Consider the following 18,819-nt stretch of genomic DNA (forward strand, 5'->3'; position numbering starts at 1 on the left):
CGGCGCGCGGTCCGCGCCGGTCATTGGCATTGCGCTGTTCGCGGGGCGATGCGCCCCCTCAGGCCGCAATGTCAGCCAGCCGGGCCAACGTCTCCTCCCGGCCGATGACAAGCATCATGTCGAACACGCTGGGCGAAACGGTTCGCCCGGAAAGCGCTGCACGCAAGGGCTGGGCCAACTTGCCGAGCTTCAGTTCGCGGGCCTCGGCAAAGGCGCCGACAGCTGCCTCCAGTGCGTCGCGGGTCCAGCTAGCACTTTGCAGATGCGGCGTCAATTCTCCCAGTATACCACGGGATACTGGGTCAAGGGATTTCGCCGCCGCCTCGTCCGGTTCGAACGGCCGGTCGCCCAGGATAAAATGCGCTTTTTCAAGAAGTTGCGGGAAGGTTCGGGCGCGGTCCTTGAGGCAGTACATCGACCGGCCCATCATTTCTTTTTGTGCGGCGGTCAGGGCCGGCCGGCCGGTGGCCGCCAGGAAGGCCACAAGCTCTTGCAGCAGCGCAGCATCGTCGGTGGCGGCGATATGCTGGCCGCTGAGATTTTCCAGCTTCTTGAAGTCGAAACGGGCCGGAGATTTGCCGATTCCATCGAGGTCGAACCACGCCATCGCCTGTTCGTCGGTGAAGAACTCATCGTCGCCGTGGCTCCAGCCCAGCCGCGCGAGGTAGTTGCGCATGCCGGCCGCCGGGTAGCCCATCTTCTGGTATTCATCGACCCCGAGCGCGCCGTGGCGCTTGCTCAGCTTCTTGCCGTCGGGGCCGTGGATCAGCGGGATATGGGCCCAGACCGGAACCTGCCAGCCCATTGCCTCGTAGATCATCATCTGCCGCGCGGCGTTGTTGAGGTGGTCGTCGCCGCGGATCACATGGGTCACGCCCATGTCGTGGTCGTCGACCACCACCGCCAGCATGTAGACCGGCGTGCCGTCCGAGCGCAGCAGCACCATGTCGTCGAGCTGGTCGTTGCGGATGGTGACGTCGCCCTGCACCTTGTCGCGGATCACCGTGACGCCCTCGCGCGGGGCCTTGATCCGCACCACGCAGGGCGCGTCGGGATGGGTCGCCGGATCGGCGTCGCGCCACGGGCTGCGGAACAGGGTGGAGCGCCCCTCGGCCTTGGCCTGCTCGCGGAAGGCGGCGATTTCCTCCTGCGTGGAGAAGCATTTATACGCCTTGCCCTCGGCCAGCAGTTGCCCGGCCACCTCGGCGTGGCGGGCGGCGCGCGCGAACTGGCTGATCACCTCGCCGTCATGGTCGAGGCCGAGCCATTCCATCCCCTTCAGGATCGCCTCGGTGGCCTCGGGGGTTGAGCGCTCGCGGTCGGTGTCCTCGATGCGGAGCAGGAACTTGCCGCCGCGCCCGCGTGCATAGAGCCAGTTGAACAGCGCCGTGCGGGCGCCGCCGATGTGCAGATAACCGGTGGGCGAGGGGGCGAACCGGGTGACGACCTGTGCCTCTGACATGCGCCTTAACCTTCTCGTAACCATTGGGGAGATAGCTTTGCCGCCTGATTAAGCAATCGCGCGAAGGGTGACAAGCCATGCGGCCCCTGCAAGCTCTCGCGGCGCAGCGCGGCCGGCTGTTCGCCTGGGTCCCGGTGGCGCTGTCGCTGGGGATCGGCGCCTATTTCGCCCTGCCGGTGGAGCCGGACGCGGTGGCGCTGGCGCTCTGCGCGCTGGCGGGCGCGTGCCTCGCGGCGCTCGGCAGCCGGCTGGGCGCGGGGGCGGCGCCGCTGGCGTTGCTGGGCGCGCTGGTGCTGGCGGGGCTGTGCCTGGCGGCGCTGCGGACCCATCTGATGACGGCCCCGGTGCTGGGGCATCGCGTCTACGGCGCGGTGGAAGGCCGGATCGTCGCCATCGACCGCGCGCAATCGGACGTGCCGCGACTGGTGCTGGACCGGGTCTGGCTGGAGGGGGTCGCGCCGGAGGATACGCCTGCGCGGGTGCGCGTCAGCCTGCACGGCGGGCAGGGATTCGCGCGGGCGGAGCCGGGGCTGCGCGTGGCGCTGACCGCCAATCTCTCGCCCCCAGCGGGGCCGGCCGAGCCGGGGGGCTTCGACTTCCGCCGCCGCGCCTGGTTCGATCGCCTGGGTGCGGTCGGCTATGCCCGAAGCCCGGCGGTGGCCACCGCTCCAGCGGCGGAGGGGCGCGCGGGGCTGGTCGTGCACCGCGCGCGCATGGGCCTGTCGTGGGCGCTGCAGGCGCGGGTGCCGGGCGACGCGGGGGCCTTCGCCGCCGCGATCCTGACCGGCGACCGCTCGGCCATGCCGCGCGCGCGCCTGCAGGAGCTGCGCGATTCCAACCTCGCGCATCTGCTGGCGATTTCCGGGCTGCACATGGGATTGCTGACCGGATTCGTCTTTGCCGCGCTGCGCTACGGGCTGGCGTTGATCCCGCCGCTGGCGCTGCGCCTGCCGGTCAAGAAGATCGCAGCGGCGGTCGCGCTGATCGCCGCGGCGGTCTACCTGGGGCTATCGGGCGGCAATGTCGCCACGCGGCGCGCCTTCGTCATGGTCGCGGTGATGCTGGCCGCGGTGCTGGCCGATCGCCGCGCTGTCACCCTGCGCTCCGTGGCGCTGGCCGCGACGATCGTCCTGGCGCTGGAACCCGAAAGCCTGACCGAGCCCGGTTTCCAGATGTCCTTCGCCGCGAGCACCGCGCTCGTGGCGGCGTTCGGCGGGCTGCGTGCACGGCCCGAGGGGCGCCGGCGCGTGCCGCGGACTCTGCGGCCGGTGCTGGCCGTGGTGCTGTCCTCGGCCGTGGCGGGGGCGGCCACGGCGCCGGTGGCCGCGGCCCATTTCAACCAGGTCGCGCAGTTTGGCCTGCTGGCCAATCTGCTGACCGTGCCGCTGATGGGGGCGGTGGTGATCCCGGCGGCGGTGATCGCGGGCGTCCTGGCGCCGTTCGGCCTGGCCTGGATCGGGCTTGCGGCGATGCGGCTGGGGATCCTGTGGATCCTCGGCGTGGCGCATTGGGTGGCGGGGCTTGAGGGCGCGGTCTGGCCGGTGCCGACGCCCGCGCCGGCGGTGCTGCCGCTGCTGGCGCTGGGGATGCTGTGGCTGATCCTGTGGCGGGGCCGCGCCCGCTGGGCGGGGCTGGCGCCGGTGCTGGTGGCGGCGGGGCTGTGGCAGCAAACCGAGCGCCCGGCGCTGCTGATCTCGGCCAGCGGGCGGCTGGCGGGGGTGACGACGCCGCAGGGCCGCGCGCTGAACAAGCCGCGCGGCGAGGGTTTCGTCGCCGAAAGCTGGCTGGAAAATGACGGCGACCGCGCCACGCAGCAGGTCGCTGCCGCGCGCGGCGGGTTTTCCGGCGGCGCGGGCGCGCTGCGCGTCGATCTGGGCGGGGCGGTCTTCGTGTTCCTGTCCGGCCGGGGTTGGGAAGGCGTGCTGGAGGGGGCCTGCGCCCCGCCCGCCTGGCTGGTGGTGCCGCATCGGCTGGACCACCCTCCCGCGGGCGCATGCCGCCTGATCGACGCCGCCTATCTGCGGCAGAGCGGGGCGATCGCCGTCTATCGCGGCGCGGAGGGGCCGCGGCTGGTCACCGCCGCGGCTCGGTCCGGCCGCCGGCCCTGGTCTCAGTAGCTGCGGATCAGCCCCACGAGGCGGCCCTGCACCTGCACCTGATCGGCGCGCAGCAGGCGGGTCTCGTAGGCCGGATTCGCCGCCTCCAGCGCGATCATGGCGCCCTTGCGGCGGAAGCGTTTCAGCGTGGCCTCGTGCCCCTCGACCAGCGCGACGACGATCTCACCGTTGTCGGCGGTGTCCTGTTCGCGGATCACCACCACGTCGCCGTCGTTGATCCCGGCCTCGATCATCGAATCGCCTTTGACCTCAAGCGCATAGTGGTGCCCGCGCCCCGACAGCATGGTGCCCGGAACCGCCACGTTATGCGAGGCGTGGCTGATCGCCTCGATCGGGGTGCCGGCGGCGATGCGGCCCATCACCGGCAATTCCAGCGCATGCACTGCCTCGACCGGCATCGCATTGCCGGCCGGCTGTGCGGCGGGCGCGGCGCCCTCGATCACGCGGGGGGCGAAGCCCTTGCCCTCGAGCGCGTCCGGCAGTTTGACGATCTCGATCGCGCGGGCGCGGTGGGCGAGGCGGCGGATGAAGCCGCGTTCCTCCAATGCCGTGATCAGCCGGTGGATGCCGGACTTGGAGCGCAGGTCCAGCGCGTCCTTCATCTCGTCGAACGAGGGCGGCACGCCGTCCTTCTGCATCCGCTTGTGGATAAACTCCAGCAGTTCCAGCTGTTTGCGTGTCAGCATGCCTGTCACCCTCGCGCAGTTCGCCCTTGTCCGTCAGGGAATTTGTTCCCCCTTGTTCTACGCATGTTCCCGTTTTGTGTCAACTGCCGGTCACAGCGACAGATAGGCGACCCGTTCTCCGGCGGCGCGCGGCCCGTCATGGGGCGGGCGGACGACCAGCGCGTCGGCCTCGGCCAGAACGCTGAGCAACGCGCTGTCCTGCCGGTCGAAGACCGACAGGCCGTCAGGCGTGATCCTGGCCCGCATGTAATGCTCGCGCGGGCCGTTGGCGCCGATGGGCGCCGCGAGAATGCCGCTGTGCCGCGGGGCGGGGGCGGCGCCGAGGCCCAGCATCGCGCGCAGCGCAGGGCGCACGAACACATGGCCGCAAACCAGCGAGGAGACCGGGTTGCCCGGCAGGCCGATCATCGCCGCGGCCCCCATCCGGCCCGCCATCAGAGGTTTGCCGGGGCGCATGGCGACCTTGTAGAAGCTCTGTTCCATCCCCAGGCCGGCGGCGACCGCGCCCACCAGGTCATGATCGCCGACCGAGGCGCCGCCCGAGGTCAGGATCAGGTCGGCCCCTTCGGCCAGCCCGAACACGGTCTCCAGCGAGGCGCGGGTATCGCGTGCGATCGGCAGCAGGCGCGCCTCGGCGCCCTCGGCCTCGACCAGGGCCTTCAGGCCGAAATTGTTTGAGGCGATGATCTGGTCGGGGCCGGGGTTCTCGCCCGGCGTCACCAGTTCGTCGCCGGTGGCGATGATGGCCACCACGGGGCGGCGGCGGACGGGGATCTCGGGCAGGTTCATCGCCGCCAGCAGCGACAGGTCGGCAGGGCTCAGGCGGCGCGGCGCCTCGACGGTGGCACCGCTCGCGAAATCGTTGCCCGCCGGGCGGATATGCGGGCCTGCATCCAGATCGTGGCCCAGGGTGATCATGTCGCCGCGGGCGGTCACATCCTCCTGGATGATCACCCGGTCCGCGCCCTCGGGCACCGGCGCGCCGGTGAAGATGCGGACGGCCTGCCCGGGGCCCACGCGGCCGCCGAATCCGTGGCCGGCGGCGGCGGTGCCGATGACCTTGAACATGGCGTGCGGCTCGGCCTCGGCCCCTTTCAGGGCGTAGCCGTCCATCGCCGAGGCCGCGAAGGGCGGCTGGCTGCGTTTGGCCTGCACCGGCTCGGCCAGCACGCGGCCGGCGGCCTCGGCCAGCGGCACGGTTTCAATGCCGACCGGCGCGACCAGGTCGAAGACATGCGACAGGGCTTCTTCGACCGAAATCATCACATCGCCTCGTAACGGCCTGATTTTCCGCCGTCTTTCAGTTTCAGTCGGATGCCTTCGATGACCATGCTCTTCTCCACGGCCTTGACCATGTCGTAAAGCGTCAGCGCCGCGGTGGAGACCGCGGTCAGCGCCTCCATCTCCACGCCGGTCTGGCCGCCGGTCTTGACCGTGGCCTCGATGCGGACGCCCGGCAGGCTTTCGTCGGGGGTCAGTTCCACCGCGACCTTGGTGATCGGCAGCGGGTGGCACAGCGGGATCAACTCGGCGGTCTTCTTGGCGCCCATGATGCCGGCGAGTCGCGCCACGCCCAGCACGTCGCCCTTTTTCGCGCGGCCCTCGGTGATCATGGCCAGCGTTTCGGGCGTCATCCGCACCGCACCCTCTGCCACCGCGATGCGCGCGGTCGAGGGTTTGTCCGAGACATCGACCATATGGGCGTCGCCCTTGGCGTCGAAATGGGTCAGTTCGGCCATCACGCGTCCTCCGGTGCGACGGCGCCGGCCAGCAGCGCCTTGGTGGCGGCAGTCACGTCGTTCTGCCGCATCAGGCTTTCGCCGATCAGGAAACAGCGCGCGCCGTATTCGGCCATCGCGGCCAGATCCTGCGGCGTGTTCAGCCCGCTTTCCGAAATGATCATCCGGTCCTCGGGCACCCGCGGCGCGAGGGTCCGCGTGGTGTCGAGCGTGGTCTCGAAGGTTTTCAGGTTGCGGTTGTTGATGCCCATCAGCGGCGATTTCAGCGTGCAGGCGCGTTCCAGCTCCTCGGCGTCATGCACCTCCAGCAGCACGTCCATGCCCCAGGCAAGCGCCGCGTCCTCCAGCTCGGCCGCCTGCGCGTCGGAGACGGAGGCGAGGATGATCAGGATGCAGTCCGCGCCCCAGGCACGCGCCTCGGCCACCTGGTAGGTGTCATACATGAAATCCTTGCGCAGGCAGGGCAGGGCGACGGCGTTGCGCGCCGCGGTCAGATACTCCGGCGCGCCCTGGAACGACGGCGTGTCGGTCAGCACGCTGAGGCAGGTTGCGCCGCCCGCCTCATAGGCTTTCGCCAGCGCGGGCGGGTCGAAATCGGGGCGGATGAGGCCCTTGGAGGGGCTGGCCTTCTTGATCTCCGCAATCAGGCCGTAACCTGTGCGGCTGGCCGCGCGCAGCGCCTCGGCAAAGCCGCGGGTGGGGCCGGCCGCGCGCGCCTGGGCCTCGATCTGCGCCAGCGGGCGGGCCGCCTTGGCCGCGGCGACCTCTTCCAGCTTGTAGGCCTTGATCTTGTCGAGGATGGTCTGGCTCATGCCGCCTCCGATGTGATGCGGGCCAGGCCCTCCAGTTTCTTCAGTGCCGCCCCGCTGTCGAGGCTTTCGACCGCCATTTCAACGCCGTCCGGCAGCGTCTCCACCCGGCCCGCGATCAGCAGCGCGGCGGCGGCGTTCAGCAGAACGGCATCGCGGTAGGCGCCCTTGCTGCCCGAAAGGACGGCGCGCAGGGCGCGGCCGTTCGCCTCCGGCGTGCCGCCGGTGATGGCCTCGAACGGGTGCACGGGCAGTCCGGCCTCGTCGGGGTGGACCTCGCGTTCGACCACACGGCCGTCCTCCACCGCCGCGACCCAGCTGACGCCGGTGATGGTCAACTCATCCGTGCCGTCCGAGCCATGCACCAGCCACGCCCTTTCCGAGCCGAGCTGCAGCAGGGTTTCGGCCATCGGGCGGATCATGCTGCGGGCGAAGGTGCCGGTGAGCTGGCGCTTGACGCCAGCGGGGTTGGTCAGCGGCCCGAGGATGTTGAAGATCGTGCGCGTGCCGAGTTCTTGCCGGGCGGGCATGACATGTTTCATCGCCGGGTGGTGCATGGGCGCCATCATGAAGGCGATGCCGACCTCTTTCAGAGCCTTTTCAACAACTTCCGGCCCGACCATCACGTTGATCCCGTTCTGGTCCAGCGCGTCCGCCGCGCCCGAGTTGGACGACAGCTTGCGGTTGCCGTGCTTGGCCACCGGCACGCCCGCGCCCGCCACGGTGAAGGCCGTCGCGGTCGAGATCTGCAGCGTCGGCTTGCCGGTGCCGCCGGTGCCCACGATGTCGATCGCGCCGGCGGGGGCATGGACCCGTCTGCATTTCGCGCGCATCACGGCGGCGGCGGCGGCGTATTCCTCGACCGTTTCGCCACGGGTGCGCAGCGCCATCAGCAGGCCGCCGATCTGCGCCGGCGTCGCCTCGCCTGTGAACAGGATCTCGAAGGCGGCCTCGGCCTCCTCGCGGGTCAGGGCATGGTCGGCGGCGGTTCCGATCAGGGGTTTCAGCTCGTCGCTCATGCCGGCTCCTTCACCATGTCCAGGAAGTTTTTCAACAGCTTGTGCCCATGTTCGGAGGCGATGGATTCGGGGTGGAACTGCACGCCGTGGATCGGAAGATCGCGGTGCCGCAGCCCCATGACCATGCCGCCCTCCAGCCAGGCGTTGACCTCCAGGCAGTCGGGCAGACTGTCGCGATCGACGATCAGCGAATGGTAGCGCGTGGCCTCGAACGGGCTGGGCAGTCCGGCAAAGACGCCGCTGCCGTCGTGATGCACCGCATCGGTCTTGCCATGCACGATCTCGCCGGCGCGCACCACCTTGCCGCCGAAGGCCTCTCCGATGGTCTGGTGACCCAGGCACACGCCCAGCAGAGGCGTGCCGGTCTCGGCCGCGGCGCGGGTCAGCGCCAGGCATATCCCGGCCTGCGCCGGGTCGCAGGGACCGGGGCTGAGAACGATGCCCGAGGGCCGCAGCGCCATTGCCTGCTGCACGTCCAGCGCGTCGTTGCGCTTCACCACCACGTCGGCGCCCAGCTCGCCCAGATAATGGACGAGATTGTAGGTGAAACTGTCGTAGTTATCGATCAAGAGCAGCATGGCGGCGCCTTCGTGGAAAGGGGGGTGAACCCCGCGCGTGGTCGGGCTATACATGTTCAGAGCGCCGCCCCGGGGTCAAGGCCCGCGGGCGGCGAAATGAATCGTCAGCGAAACAGCCGGAAAGGCGGAGGCGGAGCATGGGCAGAGGTGTTGTCAGCGGAATCGTGGCCGGCGCGGTGGTCTCGGCGCTGGGGCTGGGGGCGCTGTCGCTGAAGGCGCCGCTGCCGCAGCGCGAGGCGGCGACGCCCGCGTCCGTTGAGCCGGCCGCCGGGCCGGTTGCCGAGGCGCCGGCGGAGATGCCCGCCGAGGCCCCGGCCGAGACTTCGGCGCAGCCCGCCGCCGAGGCTCCCGCGGCCGCGCCTGCGCTCGAACCTGCGCCGGCGCCCGACGCCGCCCCCGAGGCGCCGCAGGATGTCCCCGCGCCCGAGGCACCGCCCGCCACCGGCGGGGTGGAGCTGCCGCCGGGGACGGAATTCAACCGTCCCAAGCCCGAGGGCGAGGCACGCCTGCCGGGCCCCGACGCCCAGCCTCAGCCCGCTCCCGCGCCCGAGGTCCGCGCCCCCGATGCCGCCGAGATCACCTCGGCGCCGCGGCCCGACACCCGGCCCGCCGCCACGCCGCAGGCCGCGGCGGAGACGCCTGCGCCGATGATGACGCCGCCCAGCCCCGAGGAGGAGGCCGCCGCGCCCGCCCCGGGGCAGGAGCAGCCTGTCCTGCCCAGCCCCGCCGCCGCCGGACCGCAGGCCCCGGAGGCCGAAGCCGCCCCCGAGGCCCCGCCCGCGCCTGAACCGGCAGGGCGGCCCGCCGCCCCCGAAACGCCCGCTGCCGCGCCCGACGATGCCCCCGAGGGAGGGGCCGAAACGCCCGCTGCCGCGCCTGAGCCCGAGGCTGTCCAGCCCGAGGTCTCGGCCTCCGCGCCCGCCGGGATGATCGGCGCGGCGCCCGAGGCGATCCGCGTGCCCGTCCCCGGCGGCGAGATCGCGCGCCCCGAGGTCACCACCGGCCGCCTGCCCAGCATCGGCGCGGCCGGGGACCGGGTGCCCGCCGCGACGGCCGCCGATCTGGGCGCGCTGGCCCGCTATGCCGTGCCTTTCGCGCCGGCGTCTGGCAAGCCGCTGTTCTCGGTGATCCTGATCGACGCCGGCGCGGCGGGGCTGGACCGCGCCGCGCTGACCACCTTCTCCTTCCCGGTGACCTTCGCGATCGACCCGGCCCGCCCCGACGCGGCCGAGGCGATGGCCGCCTACCGCGCCGCGGGCTACGAGGTGGTCCTGCTGGCCGGCGCGCAGCCGGGCGACAGCGACCCGCAGACCCACGCCGAGGCGATCTCGGCCGGGCTGCGGAGCGTGCCCGAAGCCGTGGCCGTGATGGAGGGTGAAAGCGGCGGCTTCCTGACCGACCACGCGGCGCTGCGCGCGCTGACCGACCTGCTGGGCGACAGCGGTCACGGCCTCGTCACCTACGACAAGGCGCTCAACACCGCCGCCCATGTGGCGCTGTCGGACGGCATTCCGGCGGCCACCATCTTCCGCAGGCTGGACGCCGACCGCGAGGCCGCTCCGGTGATCAAGCGCTATCTCGACCGCGCGGCCTTCAAGGCGGCGCAGGACGGCCATGTGGTGATGCTGGGCCACAGCTATGCCGAAACGGTGACGGCGCTGTTTTCCTGGGCGCTGGAAGGCAAGGGGGCAGAGGTGAACCTCGCCCCGATCTCGGCCGTTCTGCGCGCGAACTGAACCGCGCGGCGGGCGATTATTCGCGGAAAGATCGGGGGCCGCCTCAGCCGTTGCCGCGGGCGAAGGCGCCGGCGTCGGCGGCGGCGCGCCGGATCGCCTTGGACTTGTTCACGGTTTCCTGGAACTCGGCCTCGGGGTCGCTGTCATAGACCACCCCGCCGCCGGCCTGGATATAGAGCGTCTCGTCCTTCAGCACCGCGGTGCGCAGCGCGATGCACATGTCCATATCGCCATTCGCGGCGAAATAGCCCACGCCGCCGCCATAGACGCCGCGTTTTTCCGGCTCCAGCTCGTCGATGATCTGCATCGCGCGGACCTTGGGCGCGCCCGACACCGTGCCCGCGGGCAGCCCCGCCAGCAGCGCCGACAGCGCATCCTGCCCCTCGGCGATCTCGCCCACCACGTTGGAGACGATGTGCATGACGTGGGAATAGCGCTCGATCACGAATTTCTCGGTCGGGTGCACGGTGCCGATCTTCGAAACACGGCCCACGTCGTTGCGGCCGAGGTCGAGCAGCATCAGGTGCTCGGCCCGCTCCTTGGGGTCGGCCAGCAGTTCGGCCTCCAGTGCGCGGTCCTCCTCGGGGGTGGCTCCGCGCGGGCGGGTGCCGGCGATGGGGCGGATCGTGACCTCCTCGCCGCGCAGCCGCACCAGGATCTCGGGGCTTGCGCCGATCACCTGGAAGGGGCCGAAATTGAAGAAGAACATGAAGGGCGAGGGGTTGGTGCGCCGCAAGCTGCGGTAAAGCGCGAAGGGCGGCAGCGCGAAGGGCTGGCGCCAGCGCTGCGCCGGCACCACCTGGAAGATGTCGCCGGCCCGGATGTATTCCTTGGCCTTCTCGACGGCCTCGATGTAGCCCGCCTTGGTGAAGTTCGACACCGGCTCGCCGGCGGGCGCGGCCGCGCCCATCTCGCGCGCGGCGTCGGGCACGGCGCGCTCCAGATCGCGCAGCGCGTCCATCACCCGCTCGGCCGCCTGGTTGTAGGCGGCGCGCGCCGACAGGCCCGAGCCCGCCCAGACCGGAGAGACCAGCGTGACCTCGCCCTTCACCCCGTCCAGCACCGCCACCACCGAGGGGCGCATCAGCACCGCATCGGGCAGGCCCAGCGGATCGGGGTTGACGTCGGGCAGGTGCTCCACCAGCCGGATCATGTCATAGCCGAGATAGCCGAACAGGCCCGCGGCCGCCGCCGGCAGGTCGTCGGGCATCTCGTCGATGCGGCATTCGGCCAGCAGCGCGCGCAGCGTGTCCAGCGGATGGCCCGGCAGATCCTCGAAGGCGTCGGGGTCGATGCGGGCCTGGCGGTTGATGCGGCTCTGCGTGCCGCGGCACTCCCAGATCAGGTCGGGCTTCATGCCGACGATCGAATAGCGGCCGCGCACCTCGCCGCCGGTGACGGATTCGAGGATGAAACTGTCCTTACGCGCCTCGGCCAGCTTCAGCATCAGGCTGACGGGCGTGTCCAGATCGGCCGCCAGCCGGACATGGACCAGCTGGGTCTTGCCGGCGTTGTAGCCGGTTTCAAAGGCGTCGAAGGACGGGGTCAGGTTTGCCATCTCAGCCTCGGATCACGGAAACTGCGCGTGCACGGCGTTCATCGCCGTCTGGTCCAGCGTCAGGCCGGCACCCGAGACGAGGCTCTCGGCGAAATAGGCGTAGATGTCCTGCGACAGGCTCTGCGCGGCCTGGCCCTCAAGCGTCTGGCGCAGGAAGGTGGTGGCGGGATCTGCGTCGTCGGGCGGCAGGATCGCGTCCAGCCGCGCGAGATAGACGCCGCTGGCATCCTCGACCACGGCCGTCTGGCCGACCTCTTCCAGCGCGAACAGGCGCTTGGCCAGCGCGACGGGGGTGACGGCGCCGCGGGTCAGGCCCTCGGCGGTCTCGACGGTCAGGCCGAGGGTTTCGAAGGCGTCGCCGGCATCGAGCAGCGCCTTCAGCGCGGTCGCCTTCTCGGCCAGCAGGCGGCGGGTCTCCTCGGCCTGCCAGCCGGCGGTTACAGCGTCCGAGACCTCTTCGAAGGGGCGCAGGCGGGGCGCGGTGACCTCGTCGAGCCGCATCGCGAAGATGCCGCCATCCTCCAGCTCGATCACCTCGGGGAAGTCGCCCTCCTGCAGCGCGGCGGCGGCCTCGCGGAAGGCGTCATAGGCGGCGATTCCGTCCTGCAGGCCCGGGTAATAGGTGATCTCGCCCAGTTCCATGCCGGTTTCCTTGGCCAGATCCTCGACCGTGGCGCCGGCGGCGAGGCGGTCGTCGATATCGGTCACGTCGTCGGCGATGATGCGGCGGGCGCGGTCCTGCGCCAGTTCGGCGCGCAATTCATCGCGGGCGGCCTCGAACGGGGTCTCCTGCGCGGCCAGGACCGCGTTCATGCGGAACAGCGCCGGGCCGAGGTCGGACATGTGCGGGCCGGTGACGCCGGGCTCTTGCAGCGCGAAGACCGGGGCGCCGGCCGCGCCCAGATCGGCGGCGCTGACATCGCCCATGTCGATATCGTCGAGGCTGAGCCCGCGTTCCTCCACCAGCGCGTCGAAAGTGACCTCGCCGGCCTCGAGGCGCGCCGCGGCGGCCTCGGCCTCCTCCATCGTGCCGAAGACCAGGCGCTCGACCAGCCGGCGCTCGGGGATCACATAGTCCGAGAGGCGCTCCTCGTAGAGGTCGCGCAGCATCTGCTCGTTCACCTCGACCGTGTCGATCAGCATGTCGGGCGTCAGCCAGGCATAGGTGATGCGCTTGGACTCGGGCGCGGTGAAGGCGGGTTCGTTGGCCTCGTAATAGGCGCGCGCCTGCTCGGTGCTGGGGGCGGGAACGGGGGCGTCCAGCGCCGCCGCGTCGAGCCGGGCGAAGGTGAAGCTGCGCCGCGCGGCGATGAAATCGTAGAGCGTGTCGGCATAGGCCTGCGGCGCGCGCAGCCCCGCCACGACCGAGCCCTGCAGCAGCGAACGCGCGGTCTCCTCGCGGATCTGGGCCTCGAACTCGGCCTCGGTCAGGCGGTTCTGCTCCAGCGCGAAGCGGTAGGCCTCGCGGTCGAACTTGCCATCGACGCCCTGGAAGGCGGGAATGGCGAGCAGCTGGTCGCGCACCGCCGCGTCGCCGACCGACAGGCCCATGCGGCCGGCCTCGTTGTCCATCGCGGCGGCGGCGACGACGCTGGCGCGGACCTGGGCGACAACGCCGGTCGCCTGCGCCTCGGCCAGGGTGATGGAGCGGCCCTGCGCGGCGGACTGCTCGCGCAGCGCGCGCTGCAACTCGCGGGCATAGTCATCGACGGTGATCTCCTCGTCGCCGACCTTGCCGACCGCATTGACCGAGCCGCCGAAATTGCCCACGCCGAAGCCGGCAAGTCCCACGATCAGCAGCAAAAGCAGGATCCAGACCACGATGTTGCCGGTTTTCTTGACAGTGCTCGTCATGGCCTCGTCCTTTTGCCGCAAATTCCGCCGGTGATGTGTAGAAGGTTGCGCGCAAGGCCGCAAGCGTCATGCGGCAAACCCGGCCAGCCGGTCGAAGAGCCGCGAAATTCCGGCCCGGTCGATATTGGCGAAGGCCACGCGCAGGGCGGCCGCCCCGCCGCCTTCGGGCATGAACATGGTGCCGGGCAGGGCGAGCACCGCGCGCTCCGCCAGCAGCCGCTGCGCGAGCCGGTCCGAGGGGATGTCGAACGGGTGCTCGAGCCAGGCGAAATAGGCCCCCACGCCGCGCAGGCGCCAGCCGTCGAGGTGCTGCGCGCCCTGCGTGATCGCGGCGCGGCGATCGAGGATCTCGGCGCGCTCGCCGGCCAGCCACTGACCGAGGTTCTCCATTCCCCACAGGGCGGCGCGCTGCCCGATCTGGTTGGGGCAGATGGTGGTGCTGTCGATGAACTTCTCGACCTCCGCCAGCCGCCCCGCCGAGGTCACCAGCGCGCCCACCCGGTGTCCGGTCAGCCGGTAGGACTTGGAAAAGGAATAAAGGTGGATCAGCGTCTCGGCCCAGTCGGGATCGCCGAACAGGTCATGCGGCGCGCCGGTTTGCGCGTGGAAGTCGCGGTAGGTCTCGTCCACGATCAGGGCGATGCCACGGGCCTGCGCCAGGTCGTGGAAGGCGCGGATCACCGGCGCGGGATATTCCACCCCGCCGGGGTTGTTGGGCGTGACCAGCACCAGCGCGCGGGTGCGGTCGGTGATCAGGGCAGCGGCGCGGTCGGGATCGGGGATCAGATCCTCGCCCGTGGACAGCGGCACGGCCCGCACGCCCATCATGTCGCACCACATCTTGTGGTTGAAATACCAGGGCGTCGGCAGGATGACCTCGTCCCCCGGGCCGGCGAGCGTGATCATCGCCGCGCAGAACGCCTGGTTGCAGCCTGCGGTGATCGCCACCTGATCCGCGCCGATCGCGCCGCCATAGGCGGCCGACCAGTCTGCGGCCAGCCGCGCGCGCAGCGCCGGCAGGCCGAGGTCGGGGCCGTAGAGATGCGCCGCGGGCTCGTTCACCACGATCTCGGCCAGCGCCTCGCGCAGGGAACGCGGCGGCGGCACCGCCGGGGCGGCCTGGCTGACATTGATCAGCGGCATCCCCTCGGGCAGGGGCGTCTCGCGCAGCCAGCGCGCCGCCTCCATTACCGGCGGGCGGGCAGTGGCGGCGATCAGCGGGTTGAGGGGAAGGGGATGGCTCATGGCGGTTGCCTTTGCGAAGGACGGCAGCAGACCGGGGCAGTTAGCCGTGGTTTTTCGCGCGCAGCAACCGATACTCTCGCAGGGTCAACCAGATGATCACGAGATCGAGCACCGTCAGCACGATCATCATCGGCGCATGGGTGAGCGCGTAGCGGTGCATCTGATAGGCGATGAAGCCGATGAACACGGCCACGGAGGCGGGGTAGGCCCACCGCACCCGCCGCCATAGCAGCGCCACCAGCGCCAGCTTGAGCACCCCGTGGCTGGCCATGTACGCGGCATAGAAATGCGTGGTTTCGACGGAGAGCCCCTGCGCCAGCGAGAGCAAGGTGTTGGCCAGCCAGTCCTTCGGATCCTCGGCCAGTTCGGCCCGCGTAAGCCACCCCGCGAAATGCCCGATCGCGCCGCCCGGCACAAGGTAGAGACCGAAACCGGCCAGCAGTTCCGCGGCCGCCTCCAGCGCTTTCAGAACGAGCGTGGCTTCGAACGCTGCGTGCAGCAGGTGGCCTGCGCGGGAGGGCGGGCGCGCCATCGGGGCGGCTCAGTCGGTGCCGCGGTAGGGCTCGACATATTGCAGCGCCATGTCCCAGGGGAAGAAGATCCAGGTGTCCTGGCTGACCTCGGTGATGAAGGTGTCCACCGTGGGCCGGCCCTTGGGTTTGGCGTAGACGGTGGCGAAATGCGCCTTGGGATACATCTTGCGCACCAGCTCCAGCGTCTTGCCGCTGTCCACCAGGTCGTCGATCACCAGGATGCCCGCGCCATCGCCGACCAGCGCGGCGTCGGGCGCCTTCAGCACCTTGGCCTCCGTCTGCTCCTGATGGTTGTAGGACTTGACCGAGATCGTGTCGATCACCCGGATGTCGAGCTCGCGCGCGACGATCATCGCCGGCGCCATGCCGCCCCGGGTGATCGCCACGATGGCGCGCCAGTTGCCGTCGTCGGGGCCCTGTCCGTCCAGCCGCCAGGCCAGCGCCCGGCTGTCGCGGTGGATCTGGTCCCAGCTGATGTGGAAGCCCTTTTCATGCGGCAAACGGTCGGCCATTTCGGCGGCTCCCTACTTGCGGCCGGTGACGGCGTCGATGTCGGGCGCGTCCACGGCCTTCATGCCCACGACGTGATAGCCCGCATCCACATGCAGATTCTCGCCCGTGGTGCCCGAGCCGAGATCGGACAGCAGATAGACCGCCGATTTGCCCACGTCCTCGATCGTCACGTTGCGCCGCAGCGGCGAATTCAGCTCGTTCCATTTCAGGATATAGCGGAAATCGCCGATGCCGCTGGCCGCCAGCGTCTTGATCGGGCCGGCCGAGATCGCGTTGACGCGGATGTTCTGCTTGCCCAGATCCTCGGCCAGGTATTTGACCGACGCCTCCAGCGCGGCCTTGGCCACGCCCATGACGTTGTAATGCGGCATCACCTGTTCGGCGCCGTAATAGGTCAGCGTCAGGCAGGAGCCGCCGTCGGTCATCAGCTTCTCGGCGCGGCGCACCACGGCGGTGAAGGAATAGACCGAGACATCCATGGTCAGGCGGAAATTCTCGGGGCTGGTGTCGACGTAGCGGCCGCGCAGCTCGTTCTTGTCGGAGAATCCGATGGCATGGACGATGAAGTCCAGCCTGCCCCAGCGCTTGTCCAGTTCCGCAAAGAGCGCGTCCACCGAGGCCTCGTCGGTGACATCGCAGGGCAACACGAAATCCGAGCCCAGCTGTTCGGCCAGGGGCGCCACGCGCTTGAGCAGCGCCTCGCCCTGATAGGAAAACGCGAGTTCCGCGCCGTGTTCGGCGCAGGCCCTGGCGATTCCCCATGCAATGGATTTGTCATTCGCCAGGCCCATGATCAGGCCGCGTTTCCCGTCCATCAGTTTTGTTGACATTCGGCGCCCCTCGACCACCATTCGTTGAATTGAAAGACCTTTAGGCCAATTGGGTAACGTCATCAAGACCGCCGCTTGGCGCCTTGCTTGACCCCGTGGGGCGGAACGCCTAGGCGCGCCTGGTCAGACCGGAGGTGACAAGATGAGCGACCGTGGTGGAATTTTTGCAGGCGACGATCCCTTCGCGATCGCGCAGCGCTGGCTGGACGAGGCCGAAAAGACCGAGATCAACGACCCCAACGCGATCGCGCTGTCCACGGTCGACCCCACGGGGCTGCCCAACGTGCGGATGGTCCTGCTGAAGGAGATCGAGCCGGCCGCCTTCGTCTTCTACACCAATTACCAAAGCGCGAAGGGGGGCGAGCTGGAGGCCAGCGGCAAGGCCGCCTTCGTGCTGCACTGGAAGTCGCTGCGCCGCCAGATCCGGGTGCGCGGTCTGGTCGCGCGCGAGGAGGGGCCGCAGGCCGATGCCTATTTCGCCTCGCGCTCGCTGCAAAGCCGCCTCGGCGCCTGGGCCTCGCAGCAGAGCCGGCCGTTGGGATCGCGCGCGGCGCTGATGGCCAAGGTCGCGAAAATCACCGCCGAGCACGGCGTCGCCCCCAGGCGCCCGCCGTTCTGGGGCGGTTACCGGATCACGCCGTTGGAAATCGAATTCTGGGCGGATGGGGCGTTCCGGTTGCATGACCGCTTTCGCTGGCGCCGCGCAAGCCCCGAAGAAAGCTGGGAAATTTCGCGGCTGAACCCCTGATGTTCACGCATCGTGAATTGCAAATATTTGTATTCACAAATGAAATTCCCTTGAAACCTACGCCGTCTGTGTAAAAAAGGGGAGCGGGCTGGGGGACAACTTTAAGGCGTGCACGCAGGTAAATGAACTACGAGAACAGCAACAAAACGCGCACCGTCAACGGCCGCGTCAAATGGTTCGACCCAGCCAAGGGATTCGGATTCGTCGTCGCTGAGGACGGCGGCGCAGATATTCTGCTCCATGCCAATGTGCTGCGGAATTTCGGCCAGAGCTCGGTTGCCGATGCGGCGGGGATCCAGGTCGTTATCCAGGAGACCGAGCGCGGCTTCCAGGCCACCCAGGTCCTCCATATCGCGCCGCCCGAGCCCGGCGCCGGCCCGGTGCTGGACGATCTGGACGCGGAGGACGGCGAACAGCTGGCCGCGGTGCCGCTGGAGCCGGCGCGGGTGAAATGGTTCGACAAGGCCAAGGGCTTCGGATTCGCCAACGTCTTCGGCAAGGACGAGGACGTCTTCGTGCATGTCGAGGTGCTGCGCCGCTCGGGCCTGGCCGATCTGCAGCCGGGCGAGGCGGTGTGCCTGCAGGTGGTTGACGGCAAGCGCGGGCGCATGGCCGCCGCGGTCAGTTCGTGGGAAAGCGCGATGAGATGCGACGAGGAGTGATCCTGCTGGCCGCGCTGTGTCTCGGCGCGGCCCCGGCGCTGGCCTGCGACCCGGAGGTGGCGCTGCTGCGCGGCCCCTGGGGGCAGGCGCGATTCAGGGTCGAGGTCGCCGACGACGCGGCAGAGCGCGCGCAGGGGTTGATGCACCGCGACAGCCTCGGCGCGAGCCGCGGCATGCTGTTCCTCTACGAGCGGCCGCAACGCGCGACCTTCTGGATGCGCAACACGCTGATTCCCCTCGACATGATCTTTCTCGACGCGCAGGGCCGCGTCACCCGCATCCACGAGAACGCCCGGCCGCTGGACGAGACGGTGATCGACGGCGGCTCCGGTGTGGTGGCGGTGCTGGAAATCAACGGCGGCATGGCGCGCCGCATCGGGGTCAGCGTGGGCAGCGAGATGCGCCACCCGTTCTTCGGGGCGCAGGCGGCCTGGCCCTGCGCCGCGCCTTAGCCCTTTTCTTTGCCCGCGGGCGCCGCTATGAGGGCCGCAGGTCCGGGGCGTAGCGCAGTCTGGTAGCGCACCTGTTTTGGGTACAGGGGGTCGCAAGTTCGAATCTTGCCGTCCCGACCATTCCTCTCAAGGTTGTGTGCAGCCCAGCGGCCCGAGACGGCCGCGGCGCGACGCGTTGCGTGCCGCCGCGATCGCTGTCCGAACTCCGTCTGAAATCCGTCCGGAGGCCGTCTGAACTGCGGCGGTTAAGCCTATATATGGTGGTTACAAATCGGGTG

18 protein-coding genes and 1 tRNA gene are annotated in these 18,819 nt (G+C 69.9%); 6 read left to right on the forward strand and 13 right to left on the reverse strand.

Annotated elements, in window-relative coordinates; genetic code table 11:
- Positions 1–58: 58 nt before the first annotated feature.
- Positions 59–1,462 carry a glutamate--tRNA ligase gene (gene gltX, locus KCI33_RS09955; RefSeq protein ID WP_212524634.1) on the reverse strand — a complete coding sequence of 468 codons (1,404 nt, stop codon included), beginning with the start codon at positions 1,460–1,462 and terminating at the stop codon, positions 59–61.
- Positions 1,463–1,539: 77 nt separating this feature from the next.
- On the opposite strand from gltX, the gene KCI33_RS09960 reads away from it, so the two are divergent.
- The gene (locus KCI33_RS09960; RefSeq protein ID WP_212524635.1) at positions 1,540–3,579 is read left to right on the forward strand and encodes a ComEC/Rec2 family competence protein; all 2,040 of its coding nucleotides are present in this window, start codon (positions 1,540–1,542) and stop codon (positions 3,577–3,579) included.
- Here the strand turns inward: KCI33_RS09960 and lexA are convergent.
- The 6 genes from lexA to KCI33_RS09990 form a co-directional block, all read right to left on the reverse strand.
- Entirely contained in the window at positions 3,573–4,265 is a 693-nt protein-coding gene (gene lexA, locus KCI33_RS09965; RefSeq protein WP_212524636.1) for a transcriptional repressor LexA, read from the reverse strand. The genes KCI33_RS09960 and lexA overlap by 7 nt on opposite strands.
- A 90-nt stretch (positions 4,266–4,355) precedes the next feature.
- Positions 4,356–5,528 (reverse strand): gephyrin-like molybdotransferase Glp, encoded by a 1,173-nt coding sequence (glp, locus tag KCI33_RS09970; protein ID WP_212524637.1) that lies wholly within the window; start codon positions 5,526–5,528, stop codon positions 4,356–4,358.
- On the reverse strand, positions 5,528–6,004 hold the full coding sequence (moaC, locus tag KCI33_RS09975) for a cyclic pyranopterin monophosphate synthase MoaC (protein WP_212524638.1): 477 nt from the start codon (positions 6,002–6,004) through the stop codon (positions 5,528–5,530). The genes glp and moaC overlap by 1 nt, the downstream gene beginning before the upstream one ends.
- Positions 6,004–6,816: an indole-3-glycerol phosphate synthase TrpC gene (trpC, locus tag KCI33_RS09980; protein ID WP_212524639.1), complete on the reverse strand. Its 813-nt coding sequence runs from the start codon at positions 6,814–6,816 to the stop codon at positions 6,004–6,006. The genes moaC and trpC overlap by 1 nt, the downstream gene beginning before the upstream one ends.
- The gene (gene trpD / locus KCI33_RS09985; RefSeq protein ID WP_212524640.1) at positions 6,813–7,832 is read right to left on the reverse strand and encodes an anthranilate phosphoribosyltransferase; all 1,020 of its coding nucleotides are present in this window, start codon (positions 7,830–7,832) and stop codon (positions 6,813–6,815) included. Before trpD ends, trpC begins: the two co-directional genes overlap by 4 nt.
- Entirely contained in the window at positions 7,829–8,410 is a 582-nt protein-coding gene (locus tag KCI33_RS09990) for an aminodeoxychorismate/anthranilate synthase component II (protein WP_212524641.1), read from the reverse strand. Before KCI33_RS09990 ends, trpD begins: the two co-directional genes overlap by 4 nt.
- 137 nt (positions 8,411–8,547) lie before the next feature.
- Between KCI33_RS09990 and KCI33_RS09995 the strand changes: the two genes are divergently transcribed.
- The gene (locus tag KCI33_RS09995) at positions 8,548–10,146 is read left to right on the forward strand and encodes a divergent polysaccharide deacteylase family protein (protein ID WP_212524642.1); all 1,599 of its coding nucleotides are present in this window, start codon (positions 8,548–8,550) and stop codon (positions 10,144–10,146) included.
- Positions 10,147–10,189: 43 nt separating this feature from the next.
- Here the strand turns inward: KCI33_RS09995 and trpE are convergent, their stop codons facing one another.
- The 6 genes from trpE to fabI all read right to left on the reverse strand — a co-directional run bounded on the left by trpE (position 10,190) and on the right by fabI (position 16,679).
- Entirely contained in the window at positions 10,190–11,704 is a 1,515-nt protein-coding gene (trpE, locus tag KCI33_RS10000; protein ID WP_212524643.1) for an anthranilate synthase component I, read from the reverse strand.
- Between the two features lie 12 nt (positions 11,705–11,716).
- Entirely contained in the window at positions 11,717–13,558 is a 1,842-nt protein-coding gene (locus KCI33_RS10005) for a peptidylprolyl isomerase (protein WP_212524644.1), read from the reverse strand.
- 66 nt (positions 13,559–13,624) lie between these two features.
- A complete protein-coding gene (locus KCI33_RS10010) occupies positions 13,625–14,803 on the reverse strand; it encodes an aminotransferase (RefSeq protein ID WP_212524645.1) in 1,179 nt (392 codons plus the stop codon).
- A gap of 40 nt (positions 14,804–14,843) precedes the next feature.
- The gene (locus KCI33_RS10015) at positions 14,844–15,335 is read right to left on the reverse strand and encodes a DUF2127 domain-containing protein (protein ID WP_212524646.1); all 492 of its coding nucleotides are present in this window, start codon (positions 15,333–15,335) and stop codon (positions 14,844–14,846) included.
- Positions 15,336–15,344: 9 nt separating this feature from the next.
- Positions 15,345–15,848 carry a xanthine phosphoribosyltransferase gene (gpt, locus tag KCI33_RS10020; RefSeq protein WP_212524647.1) on the reverse strand — a complete coding sequence of 168 codons (504 nt, stop codon included), beginning with the start codon at positions 15,846–15,848 and terminating at the stop codon, positions 15,345–15,347.
- Positions 15,849–15,860: 12 nt separating this feature from the next.
- On the reverse strand, positions 15,861–16,679 hold the full coding sequence (gene fabI, locus KCI33_RS10025) for an enoyl-ACP reductase FabI (RefSeq protein ID WP_212524648.1): 819 nt from the start codon (positions 16,677–16,679) through the stop codon (positions 15,861–15,863).
- A 142-nt stretch (positions 16,680–16,821) separates the two neighbouring features.
- Here fabI and pdxH point away from each other — a divergent pair, with 142 nt between their 5' ends.
- The 4 genes from pdxH (at position 16,822) to KCI33_RS10045 (ending at position 18,661) form a co-directional block, all read left to right on the forward strand.
- Positions 16,822–17,427 carry a pyridoxamine 5'-phosphate oxidase gene (gene pdxH, locus KCI33_RS10030; protein WP_212524649.1) on the forward strand — a complete coding sequence of 202 codons (606 nt, stop codon included), beginning with the start codon at positions 16,822–16,824 and terminating at the stop codon, positions 17,425–17,427.
- A 122-nt stretch (positions 17,428–17,549) separates the two neighbouring features.
- Positions 17,550–18,089 (forward strand): cold shock domain-containing protein, encoded by a 540-nt coding sequence (locus KCI33_RS10035; protein ID WP_212524650.1) that lies wholly within the window; start codon positions 17,550–17,552, stop codon positions 18,087–18,089.
- Positions 18,074–18,541 carry a DUF192 domain-containing protein gene (locus tag KCI33_RS10040; RefSeq protein WP_212524651.1) on the forward strand — a complete coding sequence of 156 codons (468 nt, stop codon included), beginning with the start codon at positions 18,074–18,076 and terminating at the stop codon, positions 18,539–18,541. Before KCI33_RS10035 ends, KCI33_RS10040 begins: the two co-directional genes overlap by 16 nt.
- A 43-nt stretch (positions 18,542–18,584) precedes the next feature.
- Positions 18,585–18,661 (forward strand) — tRNA-Pro (locus KCI33_RS10045).
- The last annotated feature ends 158 nt before the right edge of the window (positions 18,662–18,819 follow it).

The sequence above is a fragment of the Actibacterium sp. MT2.3-13A genome, assembly GCF_018139985.1.
Classification (GTDB): domain Bacteria; phylum Pseudomonadota; class Alphaproteobacteria; order Rhodobacterales; family Rhodobacteraceae; genus JAGSOU01.